At 54.9% G+C, this 26,948-nt stretch carries 34 protein-coding genes; all 34 read left to right on the top strand.

Annotated elements, in window-relative coordinates:
• The first annotated feature begins 100 nt into the window (after nucleotides 1–100).
• Nucleotides 101–4,174 (top strand): DNA-directed RNA polymerase subunit beta, encoded by a 4,074-nt coding sequence (rpoB, locus tag AB7M29_RS31465; RefSeq protein ID WP_007896631.1) that lies wholly within the window; start codon nucleotides 101–103, stop codon nucleotides 4,172–4,174.
• Between the two features lie 64 nt (nucleotides 4,175–4,238).
• Nucleotides 4,239–8,438 (top strand): DNA-directed RNA polymerase subunit beta', encoded by a 4,200-nt coding sequence (gene rpoC, locus AB7M29_RS31460; RefSeq protein ID WP_007896632.1) that lies wholly within the window; start codon nucleotides 4,239–4,241, stop codon nucleotides 8,436–8,438.
• Between the two features lie 216 nt (nucleotides 8,439–8,654).
• Entirely contained in the window at nucleotides 8,655–9,026 is a 372-nt protein-coding gene (gene rpsL, locus AB7M29_RS31455; RefSeq protein ID WP_002555494.1) for a 30S ribosomal protein S12, read from the top strand.
• 118 nt (nucleotides 9,027–9,144) lie between these two features.
• Nucleotides 9,145–9,615: a 30S ribosomal protein S7 gene (gene rpsG, locus AB7M29_RS31450; RefSeq protein WP_002555493.1), complete on the top strand. Its 471-nt coding sequence runs from the start codon at nucleotides 9,145–9,147 to the stop codon at nucleotides 9,613–9,615.
• A 30-nt stretch (nucleotides 9,616–9,645) separates the two neighbouring features.
• Nucleotides 9,646–11,751, top strand: a complete 2,106-nt coding sequence (fusA, locus tag AB7M29_RS31445) for an elongation factor G (RefSeq protein ID WP_038981309.1) — start codon at nucleotides 9,646–9,648, stop codon at nucleotides 11,749–11,751.
• Nucleotides 11,752–11,782: 31 nt separating this feature from the next.
• Complete coding sequence (gene tuf / locus AB7M29_RS31440; protein WP_007896660.1) at nucleotides 11,783–12,976, top strand: elongation factor Tu; 1,194 nt, start codon at nucleotides 11,783–11,785, stop codon at nucleotides 12,974–12,976.
• Nucleotides 12,977–13,133: 157 nt separating this feature from the next.
• Entirely contained in the window at nucleotides 13,134–13,445 is a 312-nt protein-coding gene (gene rpsJ / locus AB7M29_RS31435) for a 30S ribosomal protein S10 (RefSeq protein ID WP_003186070.1), read from the top strand.
• Nucleotides 13,446–13,525: 80 nt separating this feature from the next.
• On the top strand, nucleotides 13,526–14,161 hold the full coding sequence (rplC, locus tag AB7M29_RS31430) for a 50S ribosomal protein L3 (protein WP_003186059.1): 636 nt from the start codon (nucleotides 13,526–13,528) through the stop codon (nucleotides 14,159–14,161).
• Between the two features lie 12 nt (nucleotides 14,162–14,173).
• Nucleotides 14,174–14,776 (top strand): 50S ribosomal protein L4, encoded by a 603-nt coding sequence (rplD, locus tag AB7M29_RS31425; protein WP_007896707.1) that lies wholly within the window; start codon nucleotides 14,174–14,176, stop codon nucleotides 14,774–14,776.
• Nucleotides 14,773–15,072 carry a 50S ribosomal protein L23 gene (gene rplW, locus AB7M29_RS31420; protein WP_002555488.1) on the top strand — a complete coding sequence of 100 codons (300 nt, stop codon included), beginning with the start codon at nucleotides 14,773–14,775 and terminating at the stop codon, nucleotides 15,070–15,072. Before rplD ends, rplW begins: the two co-directional genes overlap by 4 nt.
• A gap of 14 nt (nucleotides 15,073–15,086) precedes the next feature.
• The gene (gene rplB / locus AB7M29_RS31415) at nucleotides 15,087–15,911 is read left to right on the top strand and encodes a 50S ribosomal protein L2 (protein ID WP_003176423.1); all 825 of its coding nucleotides are present in this window, start codon (nucleotides 15,087–15,089) and stop codon (nucleotides 15,909–15,911) included.
• A gap of 16 nt (nucleotides 15,912–15,927) precedes the next feature.
• Nucleotides 15,928–16,203, top strand: coding sequence for a 30S ribosomal protein S19 (rpsS, locus tag AB7M29_RS31410; RefSeq protein WP_002555486.1), 276 nt, complete (start codon nucleotides 15,928–15,930; stop codon nucleotides 16,201–16,203).
• 13 nt (nucleotides 16,204–16,216) lie between these two features.
• On the top strand, nucleotides 16,217–16,549 hold the full coding sequence (gene rplV, locus AB7M29_RS31405) for a 50S ribosomal protein L22 (RefSeq protein ID WP_003103908.1): 333 nt from the start codon (nucleotides 16,217–16,219) through the stop codon (nucleotides 16,547–16,549).
• Nucleotides 16,550–16,562: 13 nt separating this feature from the next.
• The gene (rpsC, locus tag AB7M29_RS31400) at nucleotides 16,563–17,249 is read left to right on the top strand and encodes a 30S ribosomal protein S3 (RefSeq protein ID WP_003176422.1); all 687 of its coding nucleotides are present in this window, start codon (nucleotides 16,563–16,565) and stop codon (nucleotides 17,247–17,249) included.
• A gap of 12 nt (nucleotides 17,250–17,261) precedes the next feature.
• Entirely contained in the window at nucleotides 17,262–17,675 is a 414-nt protein-coding gene (rplP, locus tag AB7M29_RS31395; protein WP_007896757.1) for a 50S ribosomal protein L16, read from the top strand.
• A complete protein-coding gene (gene rpmC, locus AB7M29_RS31390; RefSeq protein WP_002555481.1) occupies nucleotides 17,675–17,866 on the top strand; it encodes a 50S ribosomal protein L29 in 192 nt (63 codons plus the stop codon). Before rplP ends, rpmC begins: the two co-directional genes overlap by 1 nt.
• 2 nt (nucleotides 17,867–17,868) lie before the next feature.
• On the top strand, nucleotides 17,869–18,135 hold the full coding sequence (gene rpsQ / locus AB7M29_RS31385; protein ID WP_003176419.1) for a 30S ribosomal protein S17: 267 nt from the start codon (nucleotides 17,869–17,871) through the stop codon (nucleotides 18,133–18,135).
• A gap of 23 nt (nucleotides 18,136–18,158) precedes the next feature.
• On the top strand, nucleotides 18,159–18,527 hold the full coding sequence (gene rplN / locus AB7M29_RS31380; RefSeq protein WP_002555479.1) for a 50S ribosomal protein L14: 369 nt from the start codon (nucleotides 18,159–18,161) through the stop codon (nucleotides 18,525–18,527).
• Nucleotides 18,528–18,538: 11 nt separating this feature from the next.
• On the top strand, nucleotides 18,539–18,853 hold the full coding sequence (gene rplX, locus AB7M29_RS31375) for a 50S ribosomal protein L24 (protein ID WP_003176416.1): 315 nt from the start codon (nucleotides 18,539–18,541) through the stop codon (nucleotides 18,851–18,853).
• A gap of 20 nt (nucleotides 18,854–18,873) precedes the next feature.
• A complete protein-coding gene (gene rplE, locus AB7M29_RS31370; RefSeq protein WP_003176415.1) occupies nucleotides 18,874–19,413 on the top strand; it encodes a 50S ribosomal protein L5 in 540 nt (179 codons plus the stop codon).
• A 13-nt stretch (nucleotides 19,414–19,426) separates the two neighbouring features.
• A complete protein-coding gene (gene rpsN / locus AB7M29_RS31365; RefSeq protein ID WP_003176414.1) occupies nucleotides 19,427–19,732 on the top strand; it encodes a 30S ribosomal protein S14 in 306 nt (101 codons plus the stop codon).
• Between the two features lie 209 nt (nucleotides 19,733–19,941).
• On the top strand, nucleotides 19,942–20,334 hold the full coding sequence (rpsH, locus tag AB7M29_RS31360; protein ID WP_003186040.1) for a 30S ribosomal protein S8: 393 nt from the start codon (nucleotides 19,942–19,944) through the stop codon (nucleotides 20,332–20,334).
• A gap of 12 nt (nucleotides 20,335–20,346) precedes the next feature.
• Nucleotides 20,347–20,880 (top strand): 50S ribosomal protein L6, encoded by a 534-nt coding sequence (rplF, locus tag AB7M29_RS31355; RefSeq protein WP_003176412.1) that lies wholly within the window; start codon nucleotides 20,347–20,349, stop codon nucleotides 20,878–20,880.
• Between the two features lie 10 nt (nucleotides 20,881–20,890).
• Nucleotides 20,891–21,241 carry a 50S ribosomal protein L18 gene (gene rplR, locus AB7M29_RS31350; RefSeq protein WP_003186037.1) on the top strand — a complete coding sequence of 117 codons (351 nt, stop codon included), beginning with the start codon at nucleotides 20,891–20,893 and terminating at the stop codon, nucleotides 21,239–21,241.
• A gap of 3 nt (nucleotides 21,242–21,244) precedes the next feature.
• The gene (gene rpsE / locus AB7M29_RS31345) at nucleotides 21,245–21,745 is read left to right on the top strand and encodes a 30S ribosomal protein S5 (RefSeq protein ID WP_003186035.1); all 501 of its coding nucleotides are present in this window, start codon (nucleotides 21,245–21,247) and stop codon (nucleotides 21,743–21,745) included.
• Nucleotides 21,746–21,747: 2 nt separating this feature from the next.
• Complete coding sequence (rpmD, locus tag AB7M29_RS31340; RefSeq protein WP_003186033.1) at nucleotides 21,748–21,924, top strand: 50S ribosomal protein L30; 177 nt, start codon at nucleotides 21,748–21,750, stop codon at nucleotides 21,922–21,924.
• A gap of 3 nt (nucleotides 21,925–21,927) precedes the next feature.
• Nucleotides 21,928–22,365 carry a 50S ribosomal protein L15 gene (rplO, locus tag AB7M29_RS31335; protein WP_007896782.1) on the top strand — a complete coding sequence of 146 codons (438 nt, stop codon included), beginning with the start codon at nucleotides 21,928–21,930 and terminating at the stop codon, nucleotides 22,363–22,365.
• Entirely contained in the window at nucleotides 22,366–23,694 is a 1,329-nt protein-coding gene (secY, locus tag AB7M29_RS31330; protein WP_008073883.1) for a preprotein translocase subunit SecY, read from the top strand. It abuts the gene before it with no gap.
• A gap of 27 nt (nucleotides 23,695–23,721) precedes the next feature.
• A complete protein-coding gene (gene rpmJ / locus AB7M29_RS31325) occupies nucleotides 23,722–23,838 on the top strand; it encodes a 50S ribosomal protein L36 (protein ID WP_002555468.1) in 117 nt (38 codons plus the stop codon).
• Nucleotides 23,839–23,968: 130 nt separating this feature from the next.
• Entirely contained in the window at nucleotides 23,969–24,325 is a 357-nt protein-coding gene (gene rpsM, locus AB7M29_RS31320) for a 30S ribosomal protein S13 (protein ID WP_003186020.1), read from the top strand.
• 30 nt (nucleotides 24,326–24,355) lie between these two features.
• Nucleotides 24,356–24,745, top strand: coding sequence for a 30S ribosomal protein S11 (rpsK, locus tag AB7M29_RS31315; protein ID WP_002555466.1), 390 nt, complete (start codon nucleotides 24,356–24,358; stop codon nucleotides 24,743–24,745).
• Nucleotides 24,746–24,763: 18 nt separating this feature from the next.
• Complete coding sequence (rpsD, locus tag AB7M29_RS31310) at nucleotides 24,764–25,384, top strand: 30S ribosomal protein S4 (RefSeq protein ID WP_003176404.1); 621 nt, start codon at nucleotides 24,764–24,766, stop codon at nucleotides 25,382–25,384.
• A gap of 22 nt (nucleotides 25,385–25,406) precedes the next feature.
• Complete coding sequence (locus AB7M29_RS31305; protein WP_454248683.1) at nucleotides 25,407–26,408, top strand: DNA-directed RNA polymerase subunit alpha; 1,002 nt, start codon at nucleotides 25,407–25,409, stop codon at nucleotides 26,406–26,408.
• 42 nt (nucleotides 26,409–26,450) lie between these two features.
• Nucleotides 26,451–26,837: a 50S ribosomal protein L17 gene (gene rplQ / locus AB7M29_RS31300; RefSeq protein WP_007896790.1), complete on the top strand. Its 387-nt coding sequence runs from the start codon at nucleotides 26,451–26,453 to the stop codon at nucleotides 26,835–26,837.
• The last annotated feature ends 111 nt before the right edge of the window (nucleotides 26,838–26,948 follow it).

Raw genomic sequence — 26,948 nt, 5'->3', positions numbered from 1 at the left:
CCACCCGATGCGGTGGCGCAAACCATGGGGTTTGCACGATTTTCTGGCTGCTCCCGTCGGGAGGGGCCAAACAAGCAGGTGACCAAGCTGGGGAACGCTGATGGCTTACTCATATACTGAGAAAAAACGTATCCGCAAGGACTTTAGCAAGTTGCCGGACGTCATGGATGTGCCGTACCTCCTGGCCATCCAGCTGGATTCGTATCGTGAATTCTTGCAAGCGGGAGCGACTAAAGATCAGTTCCGCGACGTGGGCCTGCATGCGGCCTTCAAATCCGTTTTCCCGATCATCAGCTACTCCGGCAATGCTGCGCTGGAGTACGTCGGTTATCGCCTGGGCGAACCGGCATTTGATGTCAAAGAATGCGTATTGCGCGGTGTAACTTACGCCGTACCTTTGCGGGTAAAAGTGCGCCTGATCATTTTCGACAAAGAATCGTCGAACAAAGCGATCAAGGACATCAAAGAGCAAGAAGTCTACATGGGTGAAATCCCCCTGATGACTGAAAACGGTACCTTCGTAATCAACGGTACCGAGCGTGTAATCGTTTCCCAGCTGCACCGTTCCCCGGGCGTGTTCTTCGACCACGACCGTGGCAAGACGCACAGCTCCGGCAAACTGCTGTACTCCGCGCGCATCATTCCTTACCGCGGTTCGTGGCTGGACTTCGAGTTCGACCCGAAAGACTGCGTGTTCGTGCGTATCGACCGTCGTCGCAAGCTGCCTGCATCGGTACTGCTGCGCGCGCTGGGCTATACCACTGAAGAAGTGCTGGACGCGTTCTACACCACCAACGTCTTCCACGTGCAAGGTGAAAACCTCAGCCTGGAACTCGTGCCTCAGCGCCTGCGTGGTGAAATTGCTGTCCTGGATATCCTGGATGACAAAGGCAAGGTTATTGTCGAGCAAGGTCGTCGTATCACTGCTCGCCACATCAACCAGCTGGAAAAAGCAGGGATCAAAGAGCTGCAAGTGCCTCTGGACTACGTCCTGGGTCGCACTACCGCCAAGGTCATCGTGCATCCGGCAACCGGCGAAATCCTGGCAGAGTGCAACACCGAGCTGAACACCGAGATCCTGGCGAAAATCGCCAAGGCTCAGGTTGTTCGCATCGAAACTCTGTACACCAACGATATCGACTGCGGTCCGTTCGTCTCCGACACTCTGAAGATCGACTCCACCAGCAACCAATTGGAAGCGCTGGTCGAGATCTATCGCATGATGCGTCCTGGCGAGCCGCCAACCAAAGACGCTGCCGAGACTCTGTTCAACAACCTGTTCTTCAGCCCGGAGCGCTATGACCTGTCTGCGGTCGGCCGGATGAAGTTCAACCGTCGTATCGGTCGTACCGAGATCGAAGGTTCGGGCGTGTTGTGCAAAGAAGACATCGTCGCGGTATTGAAGACTCTGGTCGACATCCGTAACGGTAAAGGCATCGTCGATGACATCGACCACCTGGGTAACCGTCGTGTTCGCTGCGTAGGCGAAATGGCCGAGAACCAGTTCCGCGTTGGCCTGGTACGTGTTGAGCGTGCGGTCAAAGAGCGTCTGTCGATGGCTGAAAGCGAAGGCCTGATGCCGCAAGACCTGATCAACGCCAAGCCAGTGGCTGCGGCGGTGAAAGAGTTCTTCGGTTCCAGCCAGCTCTCCCAGTTCATGGACCAGAACAACCCGCTGTCCGAGATCACCCACAAGCGTCGTGTCTCTGCACTCGGCCCTGGCGGTTTGACTCGTGAGCGTGCTGGCTTTGAAGTGCGTGACGTACACCCGACTCACTACGGTCGTGTATGCCCGATTGAAACGCCGGAAGGTCCGAACATCGGTCTGATCAACTCCTTGGCTGCTTATGCGCGCACCAACCAGTACGGCTTCCTCGAGAGCCCGTACCGTGTGGTGAAAGACGCTCTGGTCACCGACGAGATCGTGTTCCTGTCCGCCATCGAAGAAGCTGATCACGTGATCGCTCAGGCTTCGGCCACGATGAACGACAAGAAAGTCCTGATCGACGAGCTGGTAGCTGTTCGTCACTTGAACGAGTTCACCGTCAAGGCGCCGGAAGACGTCACCTTGATGGACGTATCGCCGAAGCAGGTAGTTTCGGTTGCCGCGTCGCTGATCCCGTTCCTCGAGCACGACGACGCCAACCGTGCGTTGATGGGTTCGAACATGCAGCGTCAAGCTGTACCAACCCTGCGCGCTGACAAGCCGCTGGTCGGTACCGGCATGGAGCGTAACGTAGCCCGTGACTCCGGCGTTTGCGTCGTGGCTCGTCGTGGTGGCGTGATCGATTCCGTCGACGCCAGCCGTATCGTGGTTCGTGTTGCTGATGATGAAGTTGAAACCGGTGAAGCTGGTGTCGACATCTACAACCTGACCAAGTACACCCGCTCCAACCAGAACACCTGCATCAACCAGCGTCCGCTGGTGAGCAAGGGTGATCGGGTTCAGCGCAGCGACATCATGGCCGACGGTCCGTCCACCGATATGGGTGAACTGGCTCTGGGTCAGAACATGCGCATCGCGTTCATGGCATGGAACGGCTTCAACTTCGAAGACTCCATCTGCCTGTCCGAGCGTGTTGTTCAGGAAGACCGTTTCACCACGATCCACATTCAGGAACTGACCTGTGTGGCGCGTGACACCAAGCTTGGGCCTGAGGAAATCACTGCAGACATCCCGAACGTGGGTGAAGCTGCACTGAACAAACTGGACGAAGCCGGTATCGTTTACGTAGGTGCTGAAGTTGGCGCAGGCGACATCCTGGTTGGTAAGGTCACTCCGAAAGGCGAGACCCAACTGACTCCGGAAGAAAAACTGCTGCGTGCCATCTTCGGTGAAAAAGCCAGCGACGTTAAAGACACTTCCCTGCGTGTGCCTACCGGCACCAAGGGTACTGTCATCGACGTACAGGTCTTCACCCGTGACGGCGTTGAGCGTGATGCTCGTGCACTGTCGATCGAGAAGACTCAACTCGACGAGATCCGCAAGGATCTGAACGAAGAGTTCCGTATCGTTGAAGGCGCCACTTTCGAACGTCTGCGTTCCGCTCTGGTCGGCCACAAAGCCGAAGGCGGCGCCGGTCTGAAGAAAGGTCAGGAAATCACCGACGAAGTTCTCGACGGTCTTGAGCATGGTCAGTGGTTCAAGCTGCGCATGGCTGAAGATGCTCTGAACGAGCAGCTCGAGAAGGCTCAGGCCTACATCGTTGATCGCCGCCGTCTGCTGGACGACAAGTTCGAAGACAAGAAGCGCAAACTGCAGCAGGGCGATGACCTGGCTCCAGGCGTGCTGAAAATCGTCAAGGTTTACCTGGCAATCCGTCGTCGCATCCAGCCGGGCGACAAGATGGCCGGTCGTCACGGTAACAAAGGTGTGGTCTCCGTGATCATGCCGGTTGAAGACATGCCGCACGATGCCAATGGCACCCCGGTCGACGTCGTCCTCAACCCGTTGGGCGTACCTTCGCGTATGAACGTTGGTCAGATCCTTGAAACCCACCTGGGCCTCGCGGCCAAAGGTCTGGGCGAGAAGATCAACCGGATGGTAGAAGAGCAGCGTAAAGTTGCTGAACTTCGCACCTTCCTGGACGAGATCTACAACCAGATCGGCGGTCGTAACGAAGATCTGGATAGCTTCTCCGACCAGGAAATCCTGGATCTGGCGAAGAACCTGCGTGGTGGCGTACCAATGGCCACTCCAGTGTTCGACGGCGCCAAGGAAAGCGAAATCAAGGCCATGCTGAAACTGGCAGACCTGCCAGAAAGCGGCCAGATGCAGCTGACCGACGGTCGTACCGGCAACAAGTTCGAGCGCCCGGTTACTGTTGGCTACATGTACATGCTGAAGCTGAACCACTTGGTAGACGACAAGATGCACGCTCGTTCTACCGGTTCGTACAGCCTGGTTACCCAGCAGCCGCTGGGTGGTAAGGCGCAGTTCGGTGGTCAGCGTTTCGGGGAGATGGAGGTCTGGGCACTGGAAGCATACGGTGCTGCTTACACTCTGCAAGAAATGCTCACAGTGAAGTCGGACGATGTGAACGGCCGGACCAAGATGTACAAAAACATCGTGGACGGCGATCACCGTATGGAGCCGGGCATGCCCGAGTCCTTCAACGTGTTGATCAAAGAAATTCGTTCCCTCGGCATCGATATCGATCTGGAAACCGAATAACACGTGACGCGAATCGAGAGCGGGGCAGGATTGCCCGCTCTCTGCTCCGCCAGGAGGAAAGGCCTTGAAAGACCTACTGAATTTGCTGAAAAACCAGGGTCAAGTCGAAGAGTTCGATGCCATCCGTATTGGATTGGCATCGCCTGAGATGATCCGTTCGTGGTCGTTCGGTGAAGTTAAAAAGCCGGAAACCATTAACTACCGTACGTTCAAACCTGAGCGTGACGGCCTGTTCTGCGCCAAGATCTTTGGCCCGGTAAAGGATTACGAGTGCCTGTGCGGTAAGTACAAGCGCTTGAAGCACCGTGGTGTGATCTGCGAAAAGTGCGGCGTTGAAGTCGCGCTGGCAAAGGTTCGTCGTGAGCGCATGGCGCACATCGAGCTGGCCTCGCCAGTTGCCCACATCTGGTTCCTGAAATCGCTGCCGTCCCGTATCGGCTTGCTGATGGACATGACCCTGCGTGATATCGAACGCGTTCTCTACTTCGAGAGCTATGTCGTTATCGATCCAGGCATGACCACCCTTGAAAAAGGTCAGCTGCTCAACGACGAGCAGTACTTCGAAGCGCTGGAAGAGTTCGGCGACGATTTCGATGCCCGCATGGGTGCCGAAGCTGTCCGCGAACTGCTGCACGCTATCGACCTGGAACACGAGATTGGCCGCCTGCGTGAAGAAATTCCGCAAACCAACTCCGAAACCAAGATCAAGAAGCTGTCCAAGCGTCTGAAGTTGATGGAAGCCTTCCAGGGTTCCGGCAACCTGCCAGAGTGGATGGTGCTGACCGTTCTGCCGGTTCTGCCGCCAGATCTGCGTCCACTGGTCCCGCTGGACGGCGGTCGCTTCGCGACTTCCGACCTCAACGATCTGTATCGTCGAGTGATCAACCGTAACAACCGCTTGAAGCGTCTGCTCGATCTGTCCGCTCCGGACATCATCGTGCGCAACGAAAAGCGTATGTTGCAGGAAGCTGTCGATGCACTGCTCGACAACGGTCGTCGTGGTCGCGCTATCACCGGTTCCAACAAGCGTCCTCTGAAATCCCTGGCTGACATGATCAAGGGTAAGCAGGGTCGTTTCCGTCAGAACTTGCTCGGTAAGCGTGTTGACTACTCCGGTCGTTCGGTAATTACCGTTGGCCCGACCCTGCGTCTGCACCAGTGCGGTCTGCCGAAGAAGATGGCTCTCGAGCTGTTCAAGCCGTTCATTTTCGGCAAGCTGGAAATGCGTGGTCTTGCTACCACCATCAAAGCTGCCAAGAAGATGGTTGAGCGCGAGCTGCCAGAGGTTTGGGACGTTCTTGCTGAAGTGATTCGCGAACACCCGGTTCTCCTCAACCGTGCACCGACCCTTCACCGTCTGGGTATCCAGGCGTTTGAACCGGTACTGATCGAAGGTAAGGCTATCCAGCTGCACCCTCTGGTCTGTGCTGCGTACAACGCCGACTTCGACGGCGACCAAATGGCCGTGCACGTACCGCTGACACTGGAAGCCCAGTTGGAAGCGCGTGCGTTGATGATGTCGACCAACAACATTCTGTCGCCAGCCAACGGTGAGCCAATCATCGTTCCGTCGCAGGACGTTGTATTGGGTCTGTACTACATGACTCGTGAAGCGATCAACGCCAAGGGCGAAGGTCGTGTGTTCGCGGATCTGCAGGAAGTTGACCGTGTGTTCCGTGCCGGCGAAGCCGCACTGCACGCCAAGGTCAAAGTGCGGATCAACGAAACCGTCAACGATCGTGATGGTGGCAGCGTCAAGAACACCCGTATTGTCGACACCACTGTCGGCCGTGCGCTGTTGTTCCAGGTTGTTCCACCTGGCCTGTCGTACGACGTCGTCAACCAGCCGATGAAGAAAAAGGCGATCTCCAAGCTGATCAACCAGTGCTACCGCGTGGTTGGTTTGAAAGAGACTGTGATCTTCGCTGACCAGTTGATGTACACCGGTTTTGCTTATTCGACCATCTCCGGCGTTTCCATCGGTGTTAACGACTTCGTTATCCCGGATGAAAAAGCTCGCATCATCGGTGCAGCCACCGACGAAGTGAAAGAGATTGAAAGTCAGTACGCCTCCGGCCTGGTAACCCAGGGCGAGAAGTACAACAAAGTGATCGACCTTTGGTCCAAGGCGAACGACGAAGTTTCCAAGGCGATGATGGCCAACCTCTCGAAAGAGAAAGTCATTGACCGTCATGGCGTCGAAGTCGACCAAGAGTCTTTCAACTCGATGTACATGATGGCCGACTCGGGCGCACGGGGTTCTGCTGCGCAGATCCGTCAGCTCGCCGGTATGCGTGGCCTGATGGCCAAGCCGGACGGTTCCATCATCGAAACGCCGATTACTGCGAACTTCCGTGAAGGTTTGAGCGTACTTCAGTACTTCATCTCCACTCACGGTGCTCGTAAAGGTTTGGCGGATACCGCGTTGAAAACTGCGAACTCCGGTTACCTGACTCGTCGTCTGGTAGACGTGGCGCAGGATCTGGTTGTGACCGAGATCGATTGCGGCACCGAACATGGCCTGGTAATGACTCCGCACATTGAAGGCGGTGACGTTGTTGAGCCGTTGGGTGAGCGCGTATTGGGTCGTGTCATTGCCCGTGACGTATTCAAGCCAGGTACCGAGGAAATTATCGTTCCTGCCGGCACTCTGGTAGACGAGAAGTGGGTCGAGTTCATCGAGCTGAACAGCATCGACGAAGTGATCGTGCGTTCGCCGATCAGCTGCGAAACCCGCTACGGCATTTGCGCCAAGTGCTACGGCCGTGACTTGGCTCGTGGTCACCAGGTGAACATCGGTGAAGCGGTCGGCGTTATCGCTGCCCAGTCCATCGGTGAGCCGGGTACCCAGCTGACCATGCGTACGTTCCACATCGGTGGTGCGGCAAGCCGGACCTCCGCAGCCGACAGCGTTCAGGTGAAGAATGGCGGTACCGTCCGTCTGCATAACCTGAAGCACGTTGAGCGAGTGGATGGTTGCCTGGTTGCTGTGTCCCGTTCCGGTGAGCTGGCGATCGCTGATGACTTCGGTCGTGAGCGCGAGCGTTACAAGCTGCCGTACGGTGCTGTGATTTCGGTTAAAGAAGGTGACAAGGTCGACGCTGGCGCAATCGTGGCCAAGTGGGATCCGCACACTCACCCAATCGTTACCGAAATGAAAGGTACCGTGACCTACGTGGGCATGGAAGAAGGCATCACGATCAAGCGTCAGACTGACGAATTGACCGGTATGACCAACATTGAAGTACTCGACGCCAAAGACCGTCCAGCTGCCGGTAAAGATATCCGTCCTGCTGTGAAGATGGTTGATGACAACGGCAAGGATCTCTTGCTGCCGGGTACCGACGTAATTGCTCAGTACTTCCTGCCTGCTAACGCCCTGGTCGGTGTAGCGGACGGTGCGAAAATCGCGATCGGTGATGTTATCGCTCGTATTCCGCAAGAGACTTCGAAGACCCGTGACATCACCGGTGGTCTGCCGCGCGTTGCCGACTTGTTCGAAGCCCGTCGTCCGAAAGAAGCCTCGATTCTGGCTGAAGTCAGCGGCACCATCGCGTTCGGTAAAGAGACCAAAGGCAAGCGCCGTCTGGTTATCACCCCGAACGACGGTAGCGATCCGTACGAAGAGCTGATTCCGAAGTGGCGTCACCTGAACGTCTTCGAAGGTGAACAGGTAAACCGCGGCGAAGTTATCTCCGACGGCCCGAGCGATCCACACGACATCCTGCGTCTGCTGGGTGTGAGTGCGCTGGCCAAGTACATCGTGAACGAGATCCAGGACGTTTACCGTCTACAAGGCGTGAAGATCAACGATAAGCACATCGAGACCATCCTGCGTCAGATGCTGCGTAAAGTTGAAATCGCTGAATCCGGCGATTCCAGTTTCATCAAGGGCGACCAGATGGAATTGACTCACGTTCTGGTAGAGAACGAGCGTCTGGCTGGCGACGAGAAATTCGTTTCCAAGTTCACTCGCGTACTGCTGGGTATCACCAAGGCGTCGTTGTCCACCGAATCGTTCATCTCGGCGGCTTCCTTCCAGGAAACCACTCGCGTACTGACCGAAGCGGCGGTAACCGGCAAGCGCGATTACCTGCGCGGCCTGAAAGAAAACGTAGTCGTGGGTCGTCTGATCCCGGCCGGTACCGGTCTGGCTTATCACAGCGAGCGCAAGCGCCGCCGTGATGCTGACAAACCGTTGCGCGTAAGCGCCAGTGAAGTGGAAGCTGCACTGACCGAAGCGCTGAACTCAAGCGGTAACTGAGTTCTGCGATAAATGAGCGTAAGGCCCTGGCCGTTCCGTTCATCGAATCGAGACAATTTGTCGAGGTTGGATGAGCGGGGAGGTCGGGGCCTTGCCTTGACTGGGGGCAAGATCCTCTTTAGACTCTTGTACCCCTAAATTTGGCGGGAATTCGTTCCTGCCATTTTGCTTTTCTTGCAAGACAATAGCGTCGCAAGACAACAGTGGAGCTAGTAGATGGCAACTATCAACCAGCTGGTACGTCAGCCGCGTAAGCGTATCGTCGAGAAATCCGACGTGCCTGCGCTGCAGAACTGCCCGCAACGTCGTGGCGTATGCACCCGTGTGTATACCACCACGCCGAAAAAACCTAACTCGGCACTGCGTAAAGTATGCCGTGTGCGTCTGACCAACGGTTTCGAGGTTTCCTCGTACATCGGCGGTGAAGGCCACAACCTGCAAGAGCACAGCGTGGTACTGATCCGCGGCGGTCGTGTAAAAGACTTGCCAGGTGTTCGTTACCACACCGTACGCGGTTCTTTGGATACTTCCGGCGTTAAAGGTCGTAACCAGGGTCGTTCGAAGTACGGTACCAAGAAGCCTAAGTAGTAGTGGCTTTTTGTAAAAACTGATTTTCTATTTTTCTGAGTCGATAAGAGTAAGGTCGGAGGCGTCCCGAAAGGGCACCGATTCCGAGCGAACCTGAAGACCGTTTGAGGGCTTATCCATGCCAAGAAGACGCGTAGCAGCCAAGCGCGAAGTGCTTGACGATCCAAAATACGGCAGCCAGATCCTGGCCAAGTTCATGAACCACGTAATGGAAAGCGGCAAGAAAGCCGTTGCCGAGCGTATCGTTTATGGCGCGCTGGAAAAGGTTAAAGAACGCAAGAACAGCGATCCCCTGGAAATCTTCGAGAAAGCTCTCGACGCCATCGCTCCGCTGGTCGAAGTAAAGTCGCGCCGTGTAGGCGGTGCTACTTACCAGGTTCCGGTCGAAGTTCGTCCGTCCCGTCGTAACGCTCTGGCAATGCGCTGGTTGGTAGACTTCGCCCGTAAGCGCGGCGAGAAGTCTATGGCTCTGCGTTTGGCTGGCGAACTGTTGGACGCTGCCGAAGGCAAAGGTGCTGCAGTTAAGAAGCGTGAAGACGTGCACCGTATGGCTGAAGCCAACAAGGCTTTCTCGCACTACCGCTTCTAATTTTAGCGTCACTAATTTTGCGAGGGCTTTATGGCTCGTACTACACCGATTAACCGCTACCGTAACATTGGTATCGTTGCTCACGTGGATGCTGGTAAAACCACCACCACCGAGCGCGTCCTTTTTTACACTGGCAAAAGTCACAAAATGGGCGAGGTGCATGACGGCGCCGCGACCACAGACTGGATGGTGCAGGAGCAGGAGCGTGGTATTACCATTACTTCTGCTGCTATTACCGCCTTCTGGCAGGGTTCCGAGAAGCAGCACAAGGACCAATACCGCTTCAACGTCATCGACACCCCGGGCCACGTTGACTTCACTATTGAAGTTGAGCGTTCCCTGCGTGTTCTCGACGGCGCGGTCGTTGTGTTCTGCGGCACCTCGGGTGTTGAGCCTCAGTCGGAAACCGTATGGCGTCAAGCCAACAAATACGGCGTTCCACGTCTTGTTTACGTAAACAAGATGGACCGTGCTGGTGCCAACTTCCTGCGCGTGATCGGTCAGATCAAGCAGCGTCTGGGTCACACTCCGGTGCCAATCCAGTTGGCCATCGGTTCCGAAGACAACTTCCAGGGTCAGATCGATCTGATGGCCATGGAAGCTGTTTACTGGAATGACTCTGACAAAGGCATGGTTCCAGTTCGCAAGCCTATCCCTGCTGAACTGCAGGAACTGGCTGACGAGTGGCGCGGCAATATGGTTGAGGCTGCGGCCGAAGCCAGCGAAGAGCTGATGAACAAGTACCTCGAAGGTGAAGAGCTCACCAACGCGGAAATCAAGGCCGCTCTGCGTCAGCGTACTATCGCTGGTGAGATCGTTCTGGCTGTTTGCGGTTCTTCCTTCAAGAACAAGGGTGTTCCCCTGGTTCTCGACGCCGTTATCGACTACCTGCCTGCTCCTACCGACATTCCTGCCATCAAGGGTACTGACCCGGATGACGAGACCAAGGAAATGGAGCGTCACGCAGACGACAGCGAGCCGTTCTCGGCTCTGGCGTTCAAGATCGCTACCGACCCATTCGTGGGTACCTTGACCTTCGTTCGAGTTTACTCGGGCGTGTTGGCCTCCGGCGACGGCGTGATCAACTCGGTTAAAGGCAAGAAAGAGCGCGTGGGTCGTATGGTGCAAATGCACGCAAACGCCCGTGAAGAAATCAAGGAAGTACGCGCTGGTGACATCGCGGCCTTGATCGGCATGAAGGACGTCACCACTGGTGAAACTTTGTGCAACGCTGACAAGCCAATCATCCTGGTTCGCATGGACTTCCCGGAGCCGGTTATTTCGGTTGCCGTAGAGCCTAAGACCAAGGACGACCAGGAAAAAATGGGTATCGCTCTGGGCAAACTTGCTCAGGAAGACCCGTCTTTCCGCGTCAAGACTGATGAAGAGACTGGTCAAACGATCATCTCCGGCATGGGCGAGTTGCACCTGGACATCCTGGTTGACCGGATGCGCCGTGAGTTCAACGTCGAAGCCAACATCGGTAAGCCTCAGGTTTCCTATCGTGAGCGCATCACGAAGAACTGTGAAATCGAAGGTAAGTTCGTTCGTCAATCCGGCGGTCGTGGCCAGTTTGGTCACTGCTGGATTCGTTTTGCGCCGGCTGATGAAGGTCAGGAAGGTCTGCAATTCGTGAACGAAGTAGTGGGTGGTGTGGTTCCTAAGGAATACATCCCGGCTATCCAGAAGGGTATCGAAGAGCAGATGAAGAACGGCGTTGTTGCCGGCTATCCGCTGATCGGCCTGAAGGCTACCGTGTTTGATGGTTCCTACCACGACGTCGACTCCAACGAGATGGCGTTTAAAGTGGCTGCTTCCATGGCAACCAAGCAACTGGCCCAGAAGGGCGGTGGTGAGTTGCTTGAGCCGATCATGGCGGTAGAGGTTGTTACGCCTGAAGACTATATGGGTGACGTGATGGGCGACCTTAACCGTCGTCGCGGCATGATCCTGGGTATGGAAGACACGGTCTCCGGCAAAGTGATTCGCGCCGAAGTTCCGCTGGGTGAGATGTTCGGTTATGCGACCGACGTCCGTTCCATGTCCCAAGGTCGCGCAAGCTACTCTATGGAATTCAAAAAATACAATACAGCTCCGTCGCATATCGTCGAAACTGTTACCAAAAAACAAGGCTGATTCAGCCCCTTTAGGCTAGGAGTTAATTGTCGTGGCTAAAGAAAAATTTGACCGTACCCTCCCGCACGTCAACGTTGGCACCATCGGTCACGTCGACCACGGTAAAACCACGCTGACCGCTGCTCTGACTCGCGTCTGCTCCGAAGTTTTCGGTTCGGCCGTTGTTGCTTTCGACAAAATCGACAGCGCTCCGGAAGAAAAGGCTCGTGGTATCACCATCAACACCGCGCACGTTGAATACAACTCGCTGATCCGTCACTACGCTCACGTTGACTGCCCAGGTCACGCTGACTATGTGAAGAACATGATCACCGGTGCTGCTCAGATGGACGGCGCTATCCTGGTTTGCTCGGCCGCTGATGGTCCGATGCCACAAACCCGTGAGCACATCCTGTTGTCCCGTCAGGTTGGCGTTCCGTACATCGTTGTCTTCCTGAACAAGGCTGACATGGTTGACGACGCTGAGCTGTTGGAACTGGTTGAGATGGAAGTGCGCGATCTGCTGAGCACTTACGACTTCCCAGGTGACGACACTCCGATCATCATCGGTTCGGCTCTGATGGCTCTGAACGGCCAAGACGACAACGAAATGGGCACCACTGCCGTTCGTAAACTGGTTGAGACTCTGGACAGCTACATCCCAGATCCAGTCCGTGTTATCGACAAGCCGTTCCTGATGCCAATCGAAGACGTATTCTCGATCTCCGGTCGCGGTACTGTTGTAACTGGCCGTATCGAGCGCGGTATCGTCAAGGTTCAGGATCCACTGGAAATCGTTGGTCTGCGTGACACTACCGTCACCACCTGCACCGGTGTTGAAATGTTCCGTAAGCTGCTCGACGAAGGTCGTGCTGGCGAGAACTGCGGCGTTCTGCTGCGTGGTACCAAGCGTGACGACGTTGAGCGTGGTCAGGTTCTGGTTAAGCCAGGTTCGGTTAAGCCGCACACCAAGTTCGAAGCTGAAGTCTACGTTCTGAGCAAAGAAGAAGGCGGTCGTCACACTCCGTTCTTCAAAGGCTACCGTCCACAGTTCTACTTCCGTACTACTGACGTGACTGGTAACTGCGAACTGCCGGAAGGCGTTGAAATGGTAATGCCAGGCGACAACATCAAAATGGTTGTCACCCTGATCAAGACCATCGCAATGGAAGACGGTCTGCGTTTCGCTATCCGTGAAGGCGGTCGTACCGTCGGCGCTGGCGTCGTAGCCAAAATCATCGAGTAAGCTCTTTTTTGAGTAAGCTTCGATGAGTTGAAAAAGCCCCCGCTTAGCGGGGGCTTTTTTATTGGGTTGACACCTATATGGGGCGTCTATAGAATTGCGCCTCCTTTTAACGGGCGTATTGCGCTCGGTGGGAATAGCAGCCGGAGTCTGAAATCCAATGCAAAATCAGCAAATCCGTATCAGGTTGAAGGCTTTTGACCATCGCCTGATCGACCAATCCACCCAGGAAATCGTGGAAACCGCGAAACGTACTGGTGCTCAAGTGCGTGGTCCAATTCCACTGCCTACCCGTAAAGAGCGGTTCACCGTTCTGGTCTCCCCGCACGTCAACAAAGACGCGCGTGACCAGTATGAGATCCGTACTCATAAGCGCGTTCTGGACATCGTCCAGCCAACGGATAAAACCGTTGATGCACTTATGAAGCTTGATCTTGCGGCCGGTGTGGAAGTGCAGATCAGCCTCGGCTAAGACTCGGTCTTAGTCGTGTAACGCTCTGAAATGGGCGGCCATAGCGGGTGAAAGCCCCGTACACTCATGAGGTTTACAACATGACTATTGGTGTAGTCGGTCGTAAATGCGGTATGACCCGTATTTTCACCGAAGAAGGTGTCTCCATTCCGGTCACGGTCATTGAGATCGAGCCGAATCGCGTCACCCAGTTCAAAACTGAAGAGACCGATGGCTATCGTGCAGTGCAAGTCACTGTAGGCGAGCGTCGTGCTTCGCGTGTTACAGCTGCTCAGGCTGGCCACTTCGCTAAAGCGAACGTTGCCGCTGGTCGTACCGTAATGGAATTCCGCCTTGAAGAAGGCGAGTACCAGGCCGGCGATCTGATCAACGCTGAAATCTTCGCTGCTGGTCAACTGGTTGATGTAACCGGTCAGTCCAAAGGTAAAGGCTTCCAGGGTACGATCAAGCGTTGGAACTTCCGCGGGCAAGATAATACCCACGGTAACTCCGTGTCCCACCGCGTTCCAGGCTCTATCGGCCAGTGCCAGACTCCTGGTCGTGTATTCAAGGGCAAAAAAATGTCCGGTCATATGGGCGCTGAGCGCGTGACCGTGCAGTCCCTCGAAGTAGTGCGCGTGGACGCTGAACGCAATCTGTTGTTGGTCAAGGGTGCTGTTCCTGGCGCTACTGGCGGCAACTTGGTTGTACGTCCAGCAGCCAAGGCTCGCGGTTAAGGGGAAGCTGACATGCAATTAAATGTAAATGACGCTCAAGCGATCGAAGTTTCCGAACTGACATTTGGCGGCGAATTCAACGAGACGCTGGTTCACCAAGCAGTCGTGGCCTACATGGCCGGCGGCCGTCAAGGTAGCAAGCAGCAAAAGACCCGTTCCGACGTTCGTGGTGGCGGTAAGCGCCCATGGCGTCAGAAAGGTACTGGCCGTGCTCGTGCCGGTACTATCCGTAGCCCAATCTGGCGTGGCGGCGGTACCACTTTCGCAGCTCGTCCTCAGGATCACACCCAGAAGCTGAACAAGAAGATGTATCGCGCAGCAATGCGTTCCATCCTTGCTGAGCTGGTGCGTACTGATCGTCTGGTTGTGGTTCAGGACTTCGCTGTTGATGCACCGAAGACCAAAGATCTGCTGAACAAACTGACCGGCATGGGCCTGACTGACGTCTTGATCGTGTCTGAAGTGGTTGATCAGAACCTGTACCTGGCTGCTCGCAACCTGCCACACGTTGATGTACGTGACGTGCAAGGTTCCGATCCAGTTAGTCTGATCGCATACGACAAGGTGTTGATCACCGTGTCGGCCGTGAAGAAATTCGAGGAGCTGCTGGGATGAACCAGGAACGCGTATTTAAAGTTCTGCTTGGCCCGCACGTTTCCGAGAAGGCTACGGTTCTGGCTGACAAGAAAGGCCAGTTCGTTTTCAAGGTTGCGACTGACGCAACCAAGCTGGAAATCAAGAAGGCCGTCGAAAGCCTGTTCAGCGTGAAAGTAGAGCGTGTTACTACCCTGAATGTTCTGGGTAAGAGCAAGCGCACTGCTCGCGGTCTGGGCAAGCGTAATGACTGGAAGAAGGCAGTTATCTCCCTTCAGCCAGGCCAAGATCTCGATTTCAGCAGCAGTGCTGAGTAAGGAAGGGGTGCATCATGGCAATCGTTAAATGCAAACCGACTTCCCCTGGCCGCCGTTTTGTGGTCAAGGTGGTCAACCAGGAGCTGCATAAAGGCGCTCCTCACGCACCGCTGCTCGAGAAAAAATCGAAGACTGGTGGTCGTAACAACAATGGTCGTATTACCACTCGTCACATCGGTGGTGGCCATAAGCAGCATTATCGTCTGGTCGATTTCCGTCGCAACGACAAAGATGGCATCTCTGCCACTGTCGAGCGTATCGAATACGATCCAAACCGTACTGCTCACATCGCTCTGCTGCTGTACGCAGATGGCGAGCGTCGCTACATCATCGCCCCTAAAGGCGTGAGTGCTGGTGACCAGCTGATCGCAGGTGCTTTGGCACCGATCAAGCCGGGCAACGCTCTGCAACTGCGTAACATTCCAGTTGGTAGCACCGTACACGGCATCGAATTGAAGCCAGGTAAAGGCGCGCAAATCGCTCGTTCCGCTGGTGCTTCGGCTCAGCTGATCGCTCGTGAAGGTGTCTACGTGACCCTGCGTCTGCGTTCTGGTGAGATGCGTAAAGTGCTGGCTGAATGCCGCGCGACCCTGGGTGAAGTCTCGAACTCCGAGCACAGCCTGCGTTCGCTGGGTAAAGCTGGTGCCAAACGCTGGCGTGGCGTTCGCCCAACCGTTCGTGGTGTTGCCATGAACCCGGTTGACCACCCACATGGTGGTGGTGAAGGTCGTACCTCTGGTGGTCGTCATCCGGTATCGCCATGGGGCTTCCCGACTAAGGGCGCGAAGACTCGTGGTAATAAGCGTACCGACAAAATGATCGTCCGTCGTCGCAAGTAAATAGAGGGATACGACAGTGCCACGTTCTCTGAAAAAAGGTCCTTTTATTGATCTTCACCTACTGAAGAAGATCGAAGTGGCGGCGGAAAAGAACGATCGCAAACCAGTTAAAACCTGGTCGCGTCGTTCGATGATCCTGCCACAAATGGTCGGTCTGACCATTGCAGTGCATAACGGTCGTCAACATGTTCCAGTTCTCGTGAACGAAGACATGGTCGGCCACAAACTGGGCGAGTTTGCCGGTACCCGCACATATCGTGGGCACGTGGCAGACAAGAAAGCCAAGCGTTAAGGGGTAAGGAACGATGGAAGTAGCCGCTAAGTTGTCGGGCGCTCGAATCTCCGCCCAGAAAGCCCGCTTGGTCGCCGACCAGATCCGCGGGAAGAAGGTGGGCGAAGCGCTCAACCTGTTGGCTTTCAGCAGTAAGAAAGCCGCCGAGATCATGAAGAAAGTGCTGGAGTCGGCCGTAGCCAACGCCGAGCATAACGAAGGCGCAGACGTTGATGACCTGAAGGTCAGCACCGTTTTCGTCAACGAAGGGCGTTCGCTGAAGCGAATCATGCCACGTGCCAAAGGCCGTGCTGATCGCATCGTCAAGCGGTCTTGCCATATCACTGTCAAGGTTGCTGACAAGTAACGGAGTCGAAGAGATGGGTCAGAAAGTACATCCCATTGGCATTCGCCTGGGAATCGTCAAGGAGCACACCTCCGTCTGGTACGCAGACGGTCGGACTTATGCGGACTATTTGTTCGCTGATCTGAAGGTGCGTGAGTATCTCCAAGACAAACTAAAAAGCGCGTCCGTAAGCCGTATCGATATCCATCGTCCGGCTCAGACTGCACGTATCACCATCCACACCGCTCGTCCAGGTATCGTTATCGGGAAGAAAGGTGAAGATGTTGAGAAACTGCGTCAGGACCTGACCAAGCAAATGGGTGTGCCTGTGCACATCAATATCGAAGAGATCCGCAAGCCGGAGCTCGACGGTATGCTGGTTGCGCAGAGCGTAGCTCAGCAGCTGGAGCGTCGCGTAATGTTCCGTCGCGCTATGAAGCGCGCTGTTCAGAACGCCATGCGCATTGGTGCCAAAGGCATCAAAATCCAAGTGAGCGGTCGTCTCGGCGGTGCTGAAATCGCACGTACTGAATGGTATCGCGAAGGTCGTGTGCCACTGCACACCCTGCGTGCCGACATCGACTATGCCAACTACGAAGCTCACACCACTTACGGTGTGATCGGTGTAAAGGTTTGGATCTTCAAAGGCGAAGTAATTGGTGGTCGCCAAGAAGAACTGAAACCACAAGCACCAGCGCCTCGTAAAAAAGCTGCTAAGTAAGGGGTACGCCAAATGTTGCAACCAAAGCGTACGAAGTTCCGCAAGCAGATGACAGGCCACAACCGTGGTCTGGCTCAGCGCGGTAGCAAAGTCAGCTTCGGCGAGTTCGCGCTGAAGTCTGTAGCTCGTGGTCGTCTCACCGCTCGTCAGATCGAGTCAGCGCGTCGTGCTCTGACCCGTCACGTTAAACGTGGCGGCAAGATCTGGATCCGTGTATTCCCGGACAAGCCTATTTCCAAAAAGCCTCTCGAAGTTCGGATGGGTAAAGGTAAGGGTAGTGTGGAGTACTGGGTTGCCCAGATTCAGCCAGGCAAAGTCCTGTATGAAATCGAGGGTGTTTCTGAAGAGCTGGCGCGTGAGGCTTTTGCCCTGGCTGCTGCAAAGCTGCCGCTCGCCACCGCCTTTGTTAAACGGACGGTGATGTGATGAAAGCGAATGAACTTCGTGAAAAATCCGCACAGCAGCTGAACGAGCAACTGCTCGGCTTGCTGCGCGACCAGTTCAATCTGCGTATGCAGAAAGCAACTGGCCAGTTGGGGCAGTCTCATCTGCTCTCGCAAGTTAAGCGTGACATCGCTCGCGTGAAGACTGTGCTCAACCAGCAGGCAGGTAAGTAATCATGGCTGAAGCCGAAAAAACTGTCCGTACGCTGACTGGCCGTGTTGTCAGCGACAAGATGGACAAAACCATCACCGTTCTGATCGAGCGTCGCGTTAAGCACCCGATCTACGGTAAATACGTTAAGCGTTCGACTAAGCTGCACGCGCACGACGAAACCAATCAGTGCCACATCGGCGACAAAGTCACTATTCGTGAAACTCGTCCTTTGGCCAAGACCAAGTCTTGGGCGCTGGTTGATGTTCTCGAACGCGCTGTGGAAGTCTAAGGACTAGGGGTCGGAGAAATTATATGATTCAGACTCAATCCATGCTCGATGTGGCCGATAACAGCGGCGCTCGCCGTGTTATGTGCATCAAGGTGCTGGGTGGCTCCCATCGTCGTTACGCTGGTATCGGTGACATCATCAAAGTTACCGTGAAGGAAGCAATTCCTCGCGGTAAAGTGAAAAAAGGCCAAGTGATGACTGCTGTTGTAGTCCGCACTCGTCACGGCGTACGTCGTGCTGATGGCTCCATTATCCGCTTTGATGGCAACGCTGCTGTTCTTCTGAACAACAAGCAAGAGCCGATCGGCACCCGTATCTTTGGGCCAGTGACCCGTGAACTTCGTACTGAGAAGTTCATGAAGATCGTCTCGCTCGCCCCAGAAGTGCTGTAAGGAGATCCGACATGCAAAAGATTCGTCGTGACGACGAGATCATCGTGATCGCCGGCAAAGACAAAGGTAAGCGCGGTAAGGTGCTTAAGGTTCTCGCTAACAACCGTTTGGTTATTGGCGGTCTGAACCTGGTTAAGCGTCATACCAAGCCTAACCCGATGTCGGGCGTGCAGGGCGGTATCGTCGAAAAAGAAGCTCCGCTGGATGCTTCTAACGTCGCCATTTTCAACGGCGAAACCAACAAGGCTGACCGCGTTGGTTTTAAAGTAGAAGACGGCAAGAAAATTCGTGTCTTCAAGTCGACCCAAAAAGCGGTTGATGCTTGAACACTGCTAGGTAGAAGACCATGGCACGACTAAAAGAGATTTACTGGAAGGAAATCGCACCGAAGCTTAAGGAAGAACTTAAGCTTTCGAACGTGATGGAAGTTCCACGCGTTACCAAAATCACCCTGAACATGGGTCTGGGCGAAGCGGTCGGTGACAAAAAAGTCATCGAGCACGCTGTTGCCGACCTGGAAAAGATCACCGGTCAGAAAGTCGTTGTGACTTACGCTCGGAAATCCATCGCTGGCTTTAAAGTCCGTGAAGGTTGGCCGATCGGCGTCAAAGTGACTCTGCGCCGTGAGCGTATGTACGAATTCCTGGATCGTCTGCTGTCGATCTCCCTGCCTCGGGTTCGCGACTTCCGCGGCCTGAATGCCAAGTCCTTCGATGGTCGTGGTAACTACAGCATGGGCGTTAAAGAGCAGATCATCTTCCCGGAAATCGACTACGACAAGATCGATGCTCTCCGCGGTCTGGACATTACCCTGACCACCACTGCCAAGAACGATGATGAAGGTCGCGCTCTGCTGCGCGCTTTCAAATTCCCGTTCCGCAACTGATTGGAGTAGGAAAATGGCCAAGATGAGCATGAAAAACCGCGAGCTGAAGCGTCAGCTCACGGTTGCCAAGTACGCCAAAAAGCGTGCAGCACTGAAAGCTATCATCGTTGATCTGAACGCAAGTCCAGAAGCGCGTTGGGAAGCTACAGTAGCTCTGCAGAAGCAGCCACGTGACGCAAGCGCTTCGCGCATGCGTAACCGCTGCCGCCTGACCGGTCGTCCACACGGCGTTTACCGCAAGTTCGGCCTCGGCCGTAACAAACTGCGTGAAGCTGCTATGCGTGGTGACGTACCTGGTCTGGTTAAAGCCAGCTGGTAAGCACTATCAAAGTCTCGGTGCTCGGGATCGCAAGATCCTGACCATCGGTGACCTTGAACTTGAATCAAGCCCCTATTGGGGCTTGATTCATTTGTGGGGTGTGTCTAGAATACCCGGCTCGCCTGAGCCCGTGCTTTTTTTGCATGGATGTCCTCGGCGACAAGTAGTAGCCGCAAGGCTAATTTTTTTGTATTAGGAGCGTCTAGCCCATGAGTATGCAGGACCCGTTAGCGGACATGCTAACTCGAATCCGTAATGCCCAGATGGCTGAAAAGTCCGTCGTAAGCATGCCATCTTCTACTTTGAAGGTAGCTGTTGCCAAAGTCCTGAAGGACGAAGGTTACATTGCGGGTTATCAGATCAGCAGCGAAATCAAACCACTGCTGTCCATCGAGCTGAAGTACTTCGAAGGCCGTCCGGTCATCGAAGAAGTGAAGCGCGTTAGCCGTCCAGGCCTGCGTCAGTACAAGTCCGTCGATGATCTGCCAAAAGTTCGTGGCGGTCTCGGTGTGTCTATCGTCTCCACCAACAAAGGTGTGATGACGGATCGTGCTGCGCGCGCTGCCGGTGTCGGCGGCGAAGTTCTTTGCACTGTGTTCTAAGGGGGGATAAGCATGTCACGCGTCGCTAAGAACCCCGTTAAGCTGCCAGCCGGTGTCGAAGTCAAATTCGCAGGCCAACAGCTTTCGGTGAAGGGTGCCAAGGGTACTCTCGAACTGAACATCCATTCGTCCGTTGAGATTGTTGAAGAAGCTGGTGAGCTGCGTTTTGCTGCTCGCAATGGCGATCAACAGACTCGCGCAATGGCTGGTACCACTCGTGCGTTGGTTAACAACATGGTCCAAGGCGTAAGCCAAGGCTTCGAGCGCAAGCTCCAGCTGGTCGGTGTTGGTTACAAAGCGCAAGCAAAAGGCACAGTGCTGAACCTGGCTCTTGGCTTCTCGCACCCAGTGGATTATGAACTGCCGGAAGGCATCACCGCTGAGACTCCTAGCCAGACCGATATCCTGATCAAGGGCATCGATAAGCAGCTGGTAGGTCAAGTGGCCGCCGAGATCCGCGACTTCCGTCCACCAGAGCCGTACAAAGGCAAAGGTGTGCGCTACGCGGACGAAGTCGTCCGTCGTAAAGAAGCCAAGAAGAAGTAGGGCATAGCAAATGACCGACAAAAAAGTTACTCGACTGCGTCGCGCTCGCAAAGCACGCCTGAAAATGCACGAACTCGAAGTCGTGCGTCTCTGCGTGTTCCGCTCGTCGCAGCACATCTACGCCCAGGTCATTTCGGCCGACGGCAACAAAGTCCTGGCAAGTGCCTCGACTTTGGATAAAGAACTGCGTGATGGGGCCACTGGCAACATCGACGCGGCCACTAAGGTTGGCCAGCTGGTCGCTACGCGTGCTAAAGCCGCTGGCGTCTCGCAGGTGGCTTTCGACCGCTCTGGCTTCAAGTACCACGGCCGCGTCAAGGCGCTGGCTGATGCTGCTCGTGAAGCTGGGCTGGAGTTCTAAGTTATGTCAAATAACGACCAAAAGCGCGACGAAGGCTACATCGAGAAGCTGGTTCAAGTTAACCGCGTAGCCAAAACCGTTAAAGGCGGCCGTATCTTCACTTTCACCGCGTTGACCGTGGTTGGTGATGGTAAAGGGCGTGTTGGCTTCGGCCGTGGCAAGTCGCGTGAAGTGCCTGCTGCGATCCAGAAGGCAATGGAAGCTGCTCGCCGCAACATGATCCAAGTTGATCTGAACGGCACCACTCTGCAGTACGCAATGAAGTCCGCCCATGGCGCTTCGAAGGTGTACATGCAGCCTGCTTCTGAAGGTACCGGTATCATCGCTGGCGGCGCTATGCGTGCTGTCCTCGAAGTTGCTGGCGTTCAGAACGTTCTGGCCAAGTGCTACGGCTCGACTAACCCGGTAAACGTGGTTCACGCCACTTTCAAAGGTTTGAAAGCTATGCAGTCTCCTGAATCCATTGCCGCCAAGCGTGGCAAAAGCGTCAAGGAGATCTTCTGATCATGGCTACCGTTAAAGTTACGCTGATCAAAAGCATGACCGGCCGCATCCCTAACCACAAACTGTGCGTTAAGGGTCTGGGTCTGCGTCGCATCGGTCACACTGTAGAAGTACTTGATACTCCCGAGAATCGCGGGATGATCAACAAGGCTTACTACATGCTGCGTGTCGAGGGTTAATCGATGAAACTCAATGATCTGAGTCCAGCGCCGGGTTCCCGTCGCGAAAAGCATCGTCCGGGCCGTGGTATCGGTAGTGGTTTGGGCAAGACCGGTGGCCGTGGCCACAAAGGTCAGTCCTCCCGCTCCGGTGGCACCATTGCTCCAGGCTTTGAAGGCGGTCAACAGCCGCTGCATCGTCGCCTGCCGAAGTTCGGTTTCGTTTCCCTGAAAGCCATGGATCGCGCAGAAGTGCGTTTGTCCGAACTGGCTAAAGTGGAAGGCGACATCGTCACCGTGCAGTCCCTGAAAGATGCCAACGTGATCAACGTCAACGTACAGCGTGTGAAAATCATGCTGTCCGGCGAAGTTACTCGCGCTGTTACCATCGGAAAGGGAATCGGCGCCACCAAAGGTGCGCGTGCGGCTATCGAAGCAGCTGGCGGCAAGTTCGAGGAATAAATGGCTAAGCAAGGTGCTCTCTCTGCGCTCGGCAAAGGCGGTATGTCTGAACTCTGGGCTCGTCTGCGTTTTCTATTCTTGGCGATTATCGTCTACCGAATAGGCGCACACATCCCGGTTCCAGGTATCAACCCGGACCGACTCGCGGACCTGTTTCGACAGAATGAGGGGACCATTCTTAGCTTGTTCAACATGTTTTCCGGCGGCGCGCTGGAACGGATGAGCATCTTTGCACTGGGGATCATGCCGTACATTTCGGCATCGATCATCATGCAGCTGATGACCGCCGTCAGCCCGCAGCTGGAACAGTTGAAGAAGGAAGGTGAAGCTGGGCGTCGCAAGATCGCTCAGTACACCCGCTACGGCACTGTCGTCCTCGCTCTCGTTCAGGCAATTGGCATGTCCATTGGTCTGGCGGGGCAGGGCGTTTCGTTCACTGGTGACTTTGGCTTCCATTTCGTCGCGGTATCCACTTTTGTGGCTGGTGCGATGTTCATGATGTGGCTGGGTGAGCAGATTACTGAGCGTGGTGTTGGCAACGGTATCTCGATGTTGATATTCGCAGGTATCGTCGCCGGTCTTCCGAGAGCGATCGGGCAGTCTTTCGAGTCTGCGCGTCAGGGTGATATCAACATTTTTGCCTTGGTTGCCATCGGTTTGCTGGCAGTAGCGATTATCGGTTTCGTGGTGTTCATTGAGCGTGGTCAGCGTCGTATTGCTGTTCATTACGCCAAGCGTCAGCAAGGCCGTAAGGTCTTTGCTGCGCAGACTAGCCACTTGCCGTTGAAGGTGAATATGGCCGGTGTTATTCCAGCCATTTTCGCGAGCAGCATTTTGCTGTTCCCGGCTTCGTTGGGTACCTGGTTTGGTCAGTCTGAAGGTATGGGCTGGCTGCAGGACATCTCGCAGTCGATCGCTCCTGGTCAGCCGTTGAATATTCTGCTGTTTAGTGCAGGGATTATTTTCTTCTGCTTCTTCTATACGGCGTTGATGTTCAATCCGAAAGACGTAGCGGAAAACCTGAAGAAGTCCGGTGCCTTTATTCCGGGCATCCGTCCAGGTGAGCAGTCTGCGCGCTACATTGATGGCGTTCTGACTCGTTTGACCCTGTTCGGTGCTCTATATATGACGGCCGTGTGCCTGCTGCCCCAGTTCCTGGTGGTTGCAGCAAACGTTCCGTTCTACCTTGGCGGGACCTCGTTGCTGATCGTGGTCGTGGTTGTGATGGACTTCATGTCTCAAGTACAATCGCACCTCGTTTCGCACCAGTACGAATCCCTGATGAAGAAAGCCAACCTGAAGGGTTACGGCAGCGGCATGTTGCGCTGAGTACCCATAAGGTTCGAGGAGTTGGTGATGAAAGTTCGTGCATCGGTGAAAAAGCTGTGCCGTAACTGCAAGATTATTCGCCGCGAAGGTGTTGTTCGAGTAATTTGCAGCGCGGAACCGCGTCACAAACAGCGCCAAGGCTGAGTGTGATTGTGCTTCAAGCCCGGCAGCTAGTGCGCTGCCGGGTTGATTATTTGTTATTACAGCGATATTATCTCGCGCCCTATTTCTTGGCTTCCGGGGCGTAGGTAGCTGTCAATTGGAGTCCCACTGAATGGCCCGTATTGCAGGCGTTAACATTCCAGATAACAAGCATACTGTTATCTCGCTGACCTACATCTATGGTGTTGGTCGCACTACTGCACAGAAAATTTGTGCAGTGACTGGGGTAAACCCAGCCGCAAAGATCAAAGATCTGAGCGACGAGCAGATTGAACAGCTGCGTGGCGAAGTGGCGAAGTTCACCACTGAAGGTGACCTGCGTCGCGAAATCAACATGAAAATCAAGCGTTTGATGGACCTCGGTTGCTATCGCGGTCTGCGTCATCGTCGTGGTCTTCCAGTGCGCGGTCAGCGTACCAAGACTAACGCGCGTACCCGTAAAGGTCCGCGTAAGCCGATCCGCAAGTAATCGCCCCAGCGAATCGACAGGAAATTAATCATGGCTAAACCTGCTGCTCGTCCTCGTAAAAAAGTTAAAAAGACAGTGGTTGATGGCATCGCCCACATCCATGCTTCTTTTAACAACACAATCGTGACCATCACCGACCGTCAAGGCAACGCTCTTTCCTGGGCTACCTCCGGTGGTTCGGGTTTCCGCGGTTCCCGCAAGTCCACCCCGTTTGCTGCTCAAGTAGCTGCTGAACGTGCTGGTCAAGCTGCGCTGGAATACGGCCTGAAAAACCTCGACGTTAACGTCAAAGGTCCAGGCCCAGGTCGTGAATCTGCAGTCCGCGCTTTGAACGGCTGTGGCTACAAGATCGCCAGCATCACCGACGTGACGCCAATCCCGCACAACGGGTGCCGTCCGCCGAAGAAGCGCCGCGTGTAATCCAGGAGATTGTAAAGAATGGCTCGTTACATTGGTCCAAAATGCAAACTCGCTCGTCGCGAAGGCACCGATCTCTTTCTGAAGAGCGGCGTGCGCGCGATCGAATCGAAGTGCAACATCGAAGCAGCACCTGGTATCCACGGCCAACGCCGCGGTCGCCAGTCCGATTACGGCACCCAACTGCGTGAAAAGCAGAAGGTCCGTCGTATCTACGGCGTTCTCGAGCGTCAATTCAGCGGCTACTACAAAGAAGCTGCTGGCAAGAAAGGTGCAACTGGCGAAAACCTGTTGCAACTGCTCGAATGCCGTCTGGACAACGTTGTATACCGTATGGGTTTTGGCTCTACTCGTGCCGAATCCCGTCAGCTGGTATCGCACAAGTCGATCAGCGTTAACGGTCAGACCGTAAACGTTCCGTCTTACCAGGTTCGTGCTGGTGACGTGGTCGCAGTTCGCGAGAAAGCAAAGAACCAACTTCGCATTGTCCAAGCTCTCGATCTGTGTGCCCAACGTGGCCGCGTAGAATGGGTAGAAGTAGACACTGAGAAGAAGTCGGGCGTTTTCAAGAACGTTCCAGCTCGCAGTGATCTGTCCGCCGACATCAACGAAAGCCTGATTGTCGAGCTCTACTCCAAGTAAGGGCTAGAAAATAGGTGCATCCATGCAGATTTCGGTAAATGAGTTCCTGACACCCCGCCATATTGATGTGCAGGTTGTCAGTCCAACCCGCGCCAAGATCACTCTCGAGCCTCTCGAGCGTGGTTTCGGCCACACCCTGGGCAACGCGCTGCGCCGCATCCTGTTGTCCTCAATGCCCGGCTGTGCAGTAGTCGAGGCCGAGATTGACGGTGTGCTCCACGAGTACAGCGCCATCGAAGGTGTACAGGAAGACGTAATTGAAATCCTGTTGAACCTTAAAGGTCTGGCTATCAAGCTGCACGGTCGAGACGAAGTTACGCTGGCCTTGTCGAAGAAGGGTTCGGGGGTGGTTACCGCTGCCGATATTCAGCTGGATCATGATGTCGAGATCGTTAACCCCGATCACGTAATCGCTAACCTGGCGTCTAACGGCGCCCTGAACATGAAGCTCACCGTAGCTCGTGGTCGTGGTTATGAACCGGCAGACTCGCGTCAGAGCGATGAAGACGAAAGCCGCAGCATCGGTCGCTTGCAGCTTGACTCTTCGTTCAGCCCGGTTCGCCGTATCGCATACGTGGTGGAAAACGCCCGTGTCGAACAGCGTACTAACCTGGACAAGCTGGTTATTGATCTGGAAACCAACGGTACCCTGGATCCTGAAGAGGCTATCCGCCGTGCTGCAACCATTCTGCAACAGCAGTTGGCTGCGTTCGTCGATCTCAAAGGTGACAGTGAGCCAGTGGTTGTCGAGCAGGAAGACGAGATCGATCCGATCCTGCTTCGCCCGGTTGACGATCTGGAACTGACTGTACGTTCGGCTAACTGCCTTAAGGCGGAAAACATCTACTACATCGGTGACCTGATTCAGCGTACCGAAGTAGAGCTGTTGAAGACTCCGAACCTTGGCAAGAAATCCTTGACTGAAATCAAGGACGTTCTGGCCTCCCGCGGTCTGTCCCTCGGCATGCGCCTCGACAACTGGCCGCCTGCAAGTCTTAAGAAGGACGACAAGGCGACTGCCTGATCGTCGTAATCACCGAACGTTGTGTTTGGTAAGGAATGAACCATGCGTCATCGTAAAAGTGGTCGTCACCTGAGCCGCACCAGCTCGCACCGCAAGGCCATGTTTCAAAACATGGCGGTGTCGCTGTTCGAGCACGAGCTGATCAAAACTACACTGCCAAAAGCCAAAGAACTGCGCCGCGTTGCTGAGCCGCTGATCACTTTGGCCAAGACAGACAGCCTGGCTAACCGCCGTCTGGCTTTCGACCGTACTCGTTCGAAGGCTATCGTTGGTAAGCTCTTCAACGACCTGGGCAAGCGTTACGCTACCCGTGAGGGTGGCTATCTGCGCATCCTCAAGTGCGGCTTCCGCACTGGCGACAACGCGCCTATGGCGTACGTCGAGTTGGTTGATCGTCCTGTCGGCGGTGAAGCTGTATCCGCTGAGTAAGACGTCAGTCTGAAACAAAGAACCGGGCCTAGTGCCCGGTTTTTTGTGCGTGTAAGAAATGCACTGTTTGTACAAGCTTCCTTGCGGTTCATGCCTTCAGTATATGAGGGG

Source organism: Pseudomonas sp. F-14 TE3623 (genome assembly GCF_053629015.1).
This window is presented reverse-complemented; position numbering and strand designations above follow the sequence as displayed.

What these genes read in the sequence shown, in the direction of transcription:
- rpoB (WP_007896631.1), top strand. Translation starts at nt 101, where the DNA reads ATGGCTTACTCATATACTGAGAAAAAACGTATCCGCAAGGACTTTAGC.
- rpsL (WP_002555494.1), top strand. Translation starts at nt 8,655, where the DNA reads ATGGCAACTATCAACCAGCTGGTACGTCAGCCGCGTAAGCGTATCGTC.
- rpsG (WP_002555493.1), top strand. Translation starts at nt 9,145, where the DNA reads ATGCCAAGAAGACGCGTAGCAGCCAAGCGCGAAGTGCTTGACGATCCA.
- fusA (WP_038981309.1), top strand. Translation starts at nt 9,646, where the DNA reads ATGGCTCGTACTACACCGATTAACCGCTACCGTAACATTGGTATCGTT.
- rpsJ (WP_003186070.1), top strand. Translation starts at nt 13,134, where the DNA reads ATGCAAAATCAGCAAATCCGTATCAGGTTGAAGGCTTTTGACCATCGC.
- rplC (WP_003186059.1), top strand. Translation starts at nt 13,526, where the DNA reads ATGACTATTGGTGTAGTCGGTCGTAAATGCGGTATGACCCGTATTTTC.
- rplD (WP_007896707.1), top strand. Translation starts at nt 14,174, where the DNA reads ATGCAATTAAATGTAAATGACGCTCAAGCGATCGAAGTTTCCGAACTG.
- rplW (WP_002555488.1), top strand. Translation starts at nt 14,773, where the DNA reads ATGAACCAGGAACGCGTATTTAAAGTTCTGCTTGGCCCGCACGTTTCC.
- rplB (WP_003176423.1), top strand. Translation starts at nt 15,087, where the DNA reads ATGGCAATCGTTAAATGCAAACCGACTTCCCCTGGCCGCCGTTTTGTG.
- rplV (WP_003103908.1), top strand. Translation starts at nt 16,217, where the DNA reads ATGGAAGTAGCCGCTAAGTTGTCGGGCGCTCGAATCTCCGCCCAGAAA.
- rpsC (WP_003176422.1), top strand. Translation starts at nt 16,563, where the DNA reads ATGGGTCAGAAAGTACATCCCATTGGCATTCGCCTGGGAATCGTCAAG.
- rplP (WP_007896757.1), top strand. Translation starts at nt 17,262, where the DNA reads ATGTTGCAACCAAAGCGTACGAAGTTCCGCAAGCAGATGACAGGCCAC.
- rpmC (WP_002555481.1), top strand. Translation starts at nt 17,675, where the DNA reads ATGAAAGCGAATGAACTTCGTGAAAAATCCGCACAGCAGCTGAACGAG.
- rpsQ (WP_003176419.1), top strand. Translation starts at nt 17,869, where the DNA reads ATGGCTGAAGCCGAAAAAACTGTCCGTACGCTGACTGGCCGTGTTGTC.
- rplN (WP_002555479.1), top strand. Translation starts at nt 18,159, where the DNA reads ATGATTCAGACTCAATCCATGCTCGATGTGGCCGATAACAGCGGCGCT.
- rplX (WP_003176416.1), top strand. Translation starts at nt 18,539, where the DNA reads ATGCAAAAGATTCGTCGTGACGACGAGATCATCGTGATCGCCGGCAAA.
- rplE (WP_003176415.1), top strand. Translation starts at nt 18,874, where the DNA reads ATGGCACGACTAAAAGAGATTTACTGGAAGGAAATCGCACCGAAGCTT.
- rpsN (WP_003176414.1), top strand. Translation starts at nt 19,427, where the DNA reads ATGGCCAAGATGAGCATGAAAAACCGCGAGCTGAAGCGTCAGCTCACG.
- rpsH (WP_003186040.1), top strand. Translation starts at nt 19,942, where the DNA reads ATGAGTATGCAGGACCCGTTAGCGGACATGCTAACTCGAATCCGTAAT.
- rplF (WP_003176412.1), top strand. Translation starts at nt 20,347, where the DNA reads ATGTCACGCGTCGCTAAGAACCCCGTTAAGCTGCCAGCCGGTGTCGAA.
- rplR (WP_003186037.1), top strand. Translation starts at nt 20,891, where the DNA reads ATGACCGACAAAAAAGTTACTCGACTGCGTCGCGCTCGCAAAGCACGC.
- rpsE (WP_003186035.1), top strand. Translation starts at nt 21,245, where the DNA reads ATGTCAAATAACGACCAAAAGCGCGACGAAGGCTACATCGAGAAGCTG.
- rpmD (WP_003186033.1), top strand. Translation starts at nt 21,748, where the DNA reads ATGGCTACCGTTAAAGTTACGCTGATCAAAAGCATGACCGGCCGCATC.
- rplO (WP_007896782.1), top strand. Translation starts at nt 21,928, where the DNA reads ATGAAACTCAATGATCTGAGTCCAGCGCCGGGTTCCCGTCGCGAAAAG.
- secY (WP_008073883.1), top strand. Translation starts at nt 22,366, where the DNA reads ATGGCTAAGCAAGGTGCTCTCTCTGCGCTCGGCAAAGGCGGTATGTCT.
- rpmJ (WP_002555468.1), top strand. Translation starts at nt 23,722, where the DNA reads ATGAAAGTTCGTGCATCGGTGAAAAAGCTGTGCCGTAACTGCAAGATT.
- rpsM (WP_003186020.1), top strand. Translation starts at nt 23,969, where the DNA reads ATGGCCCGTATTGCAGGCGTTAACATTCCAGATAACAAGCATACTGTT.
- rpsK (WP_002555466.1), top strand. Translation starts at nt 24,356, where the DNA reads ATGGCTAAACCTGCTGCTCGTCCTCGTAAAAAAGTTAAAAAGACAGTG.
- rpsD (WP_003176404.1), top strand. Translation starts at nt 24,764, where the DNA reads ATGGCTCGTTACATTGGTCCAAAATGCAAACTCGCTCGTCGCGAAGGC.
- AB7M29_RS31305 (WP_454248683.1), top strand. Translation starts at nt 25,407, where the DNA reads ATGCAGATTTCGGTAAATGAGTTCCTGACACCCCGCCATATTGATGTG.
- rplQ (WP_007896790.1), top strand. Translation starts at nt 26,451, where the DNA reads ATGCGTCATCGTAAAAGTGGTCGTCACCTGAGCCGCACCAGCTCGCAC.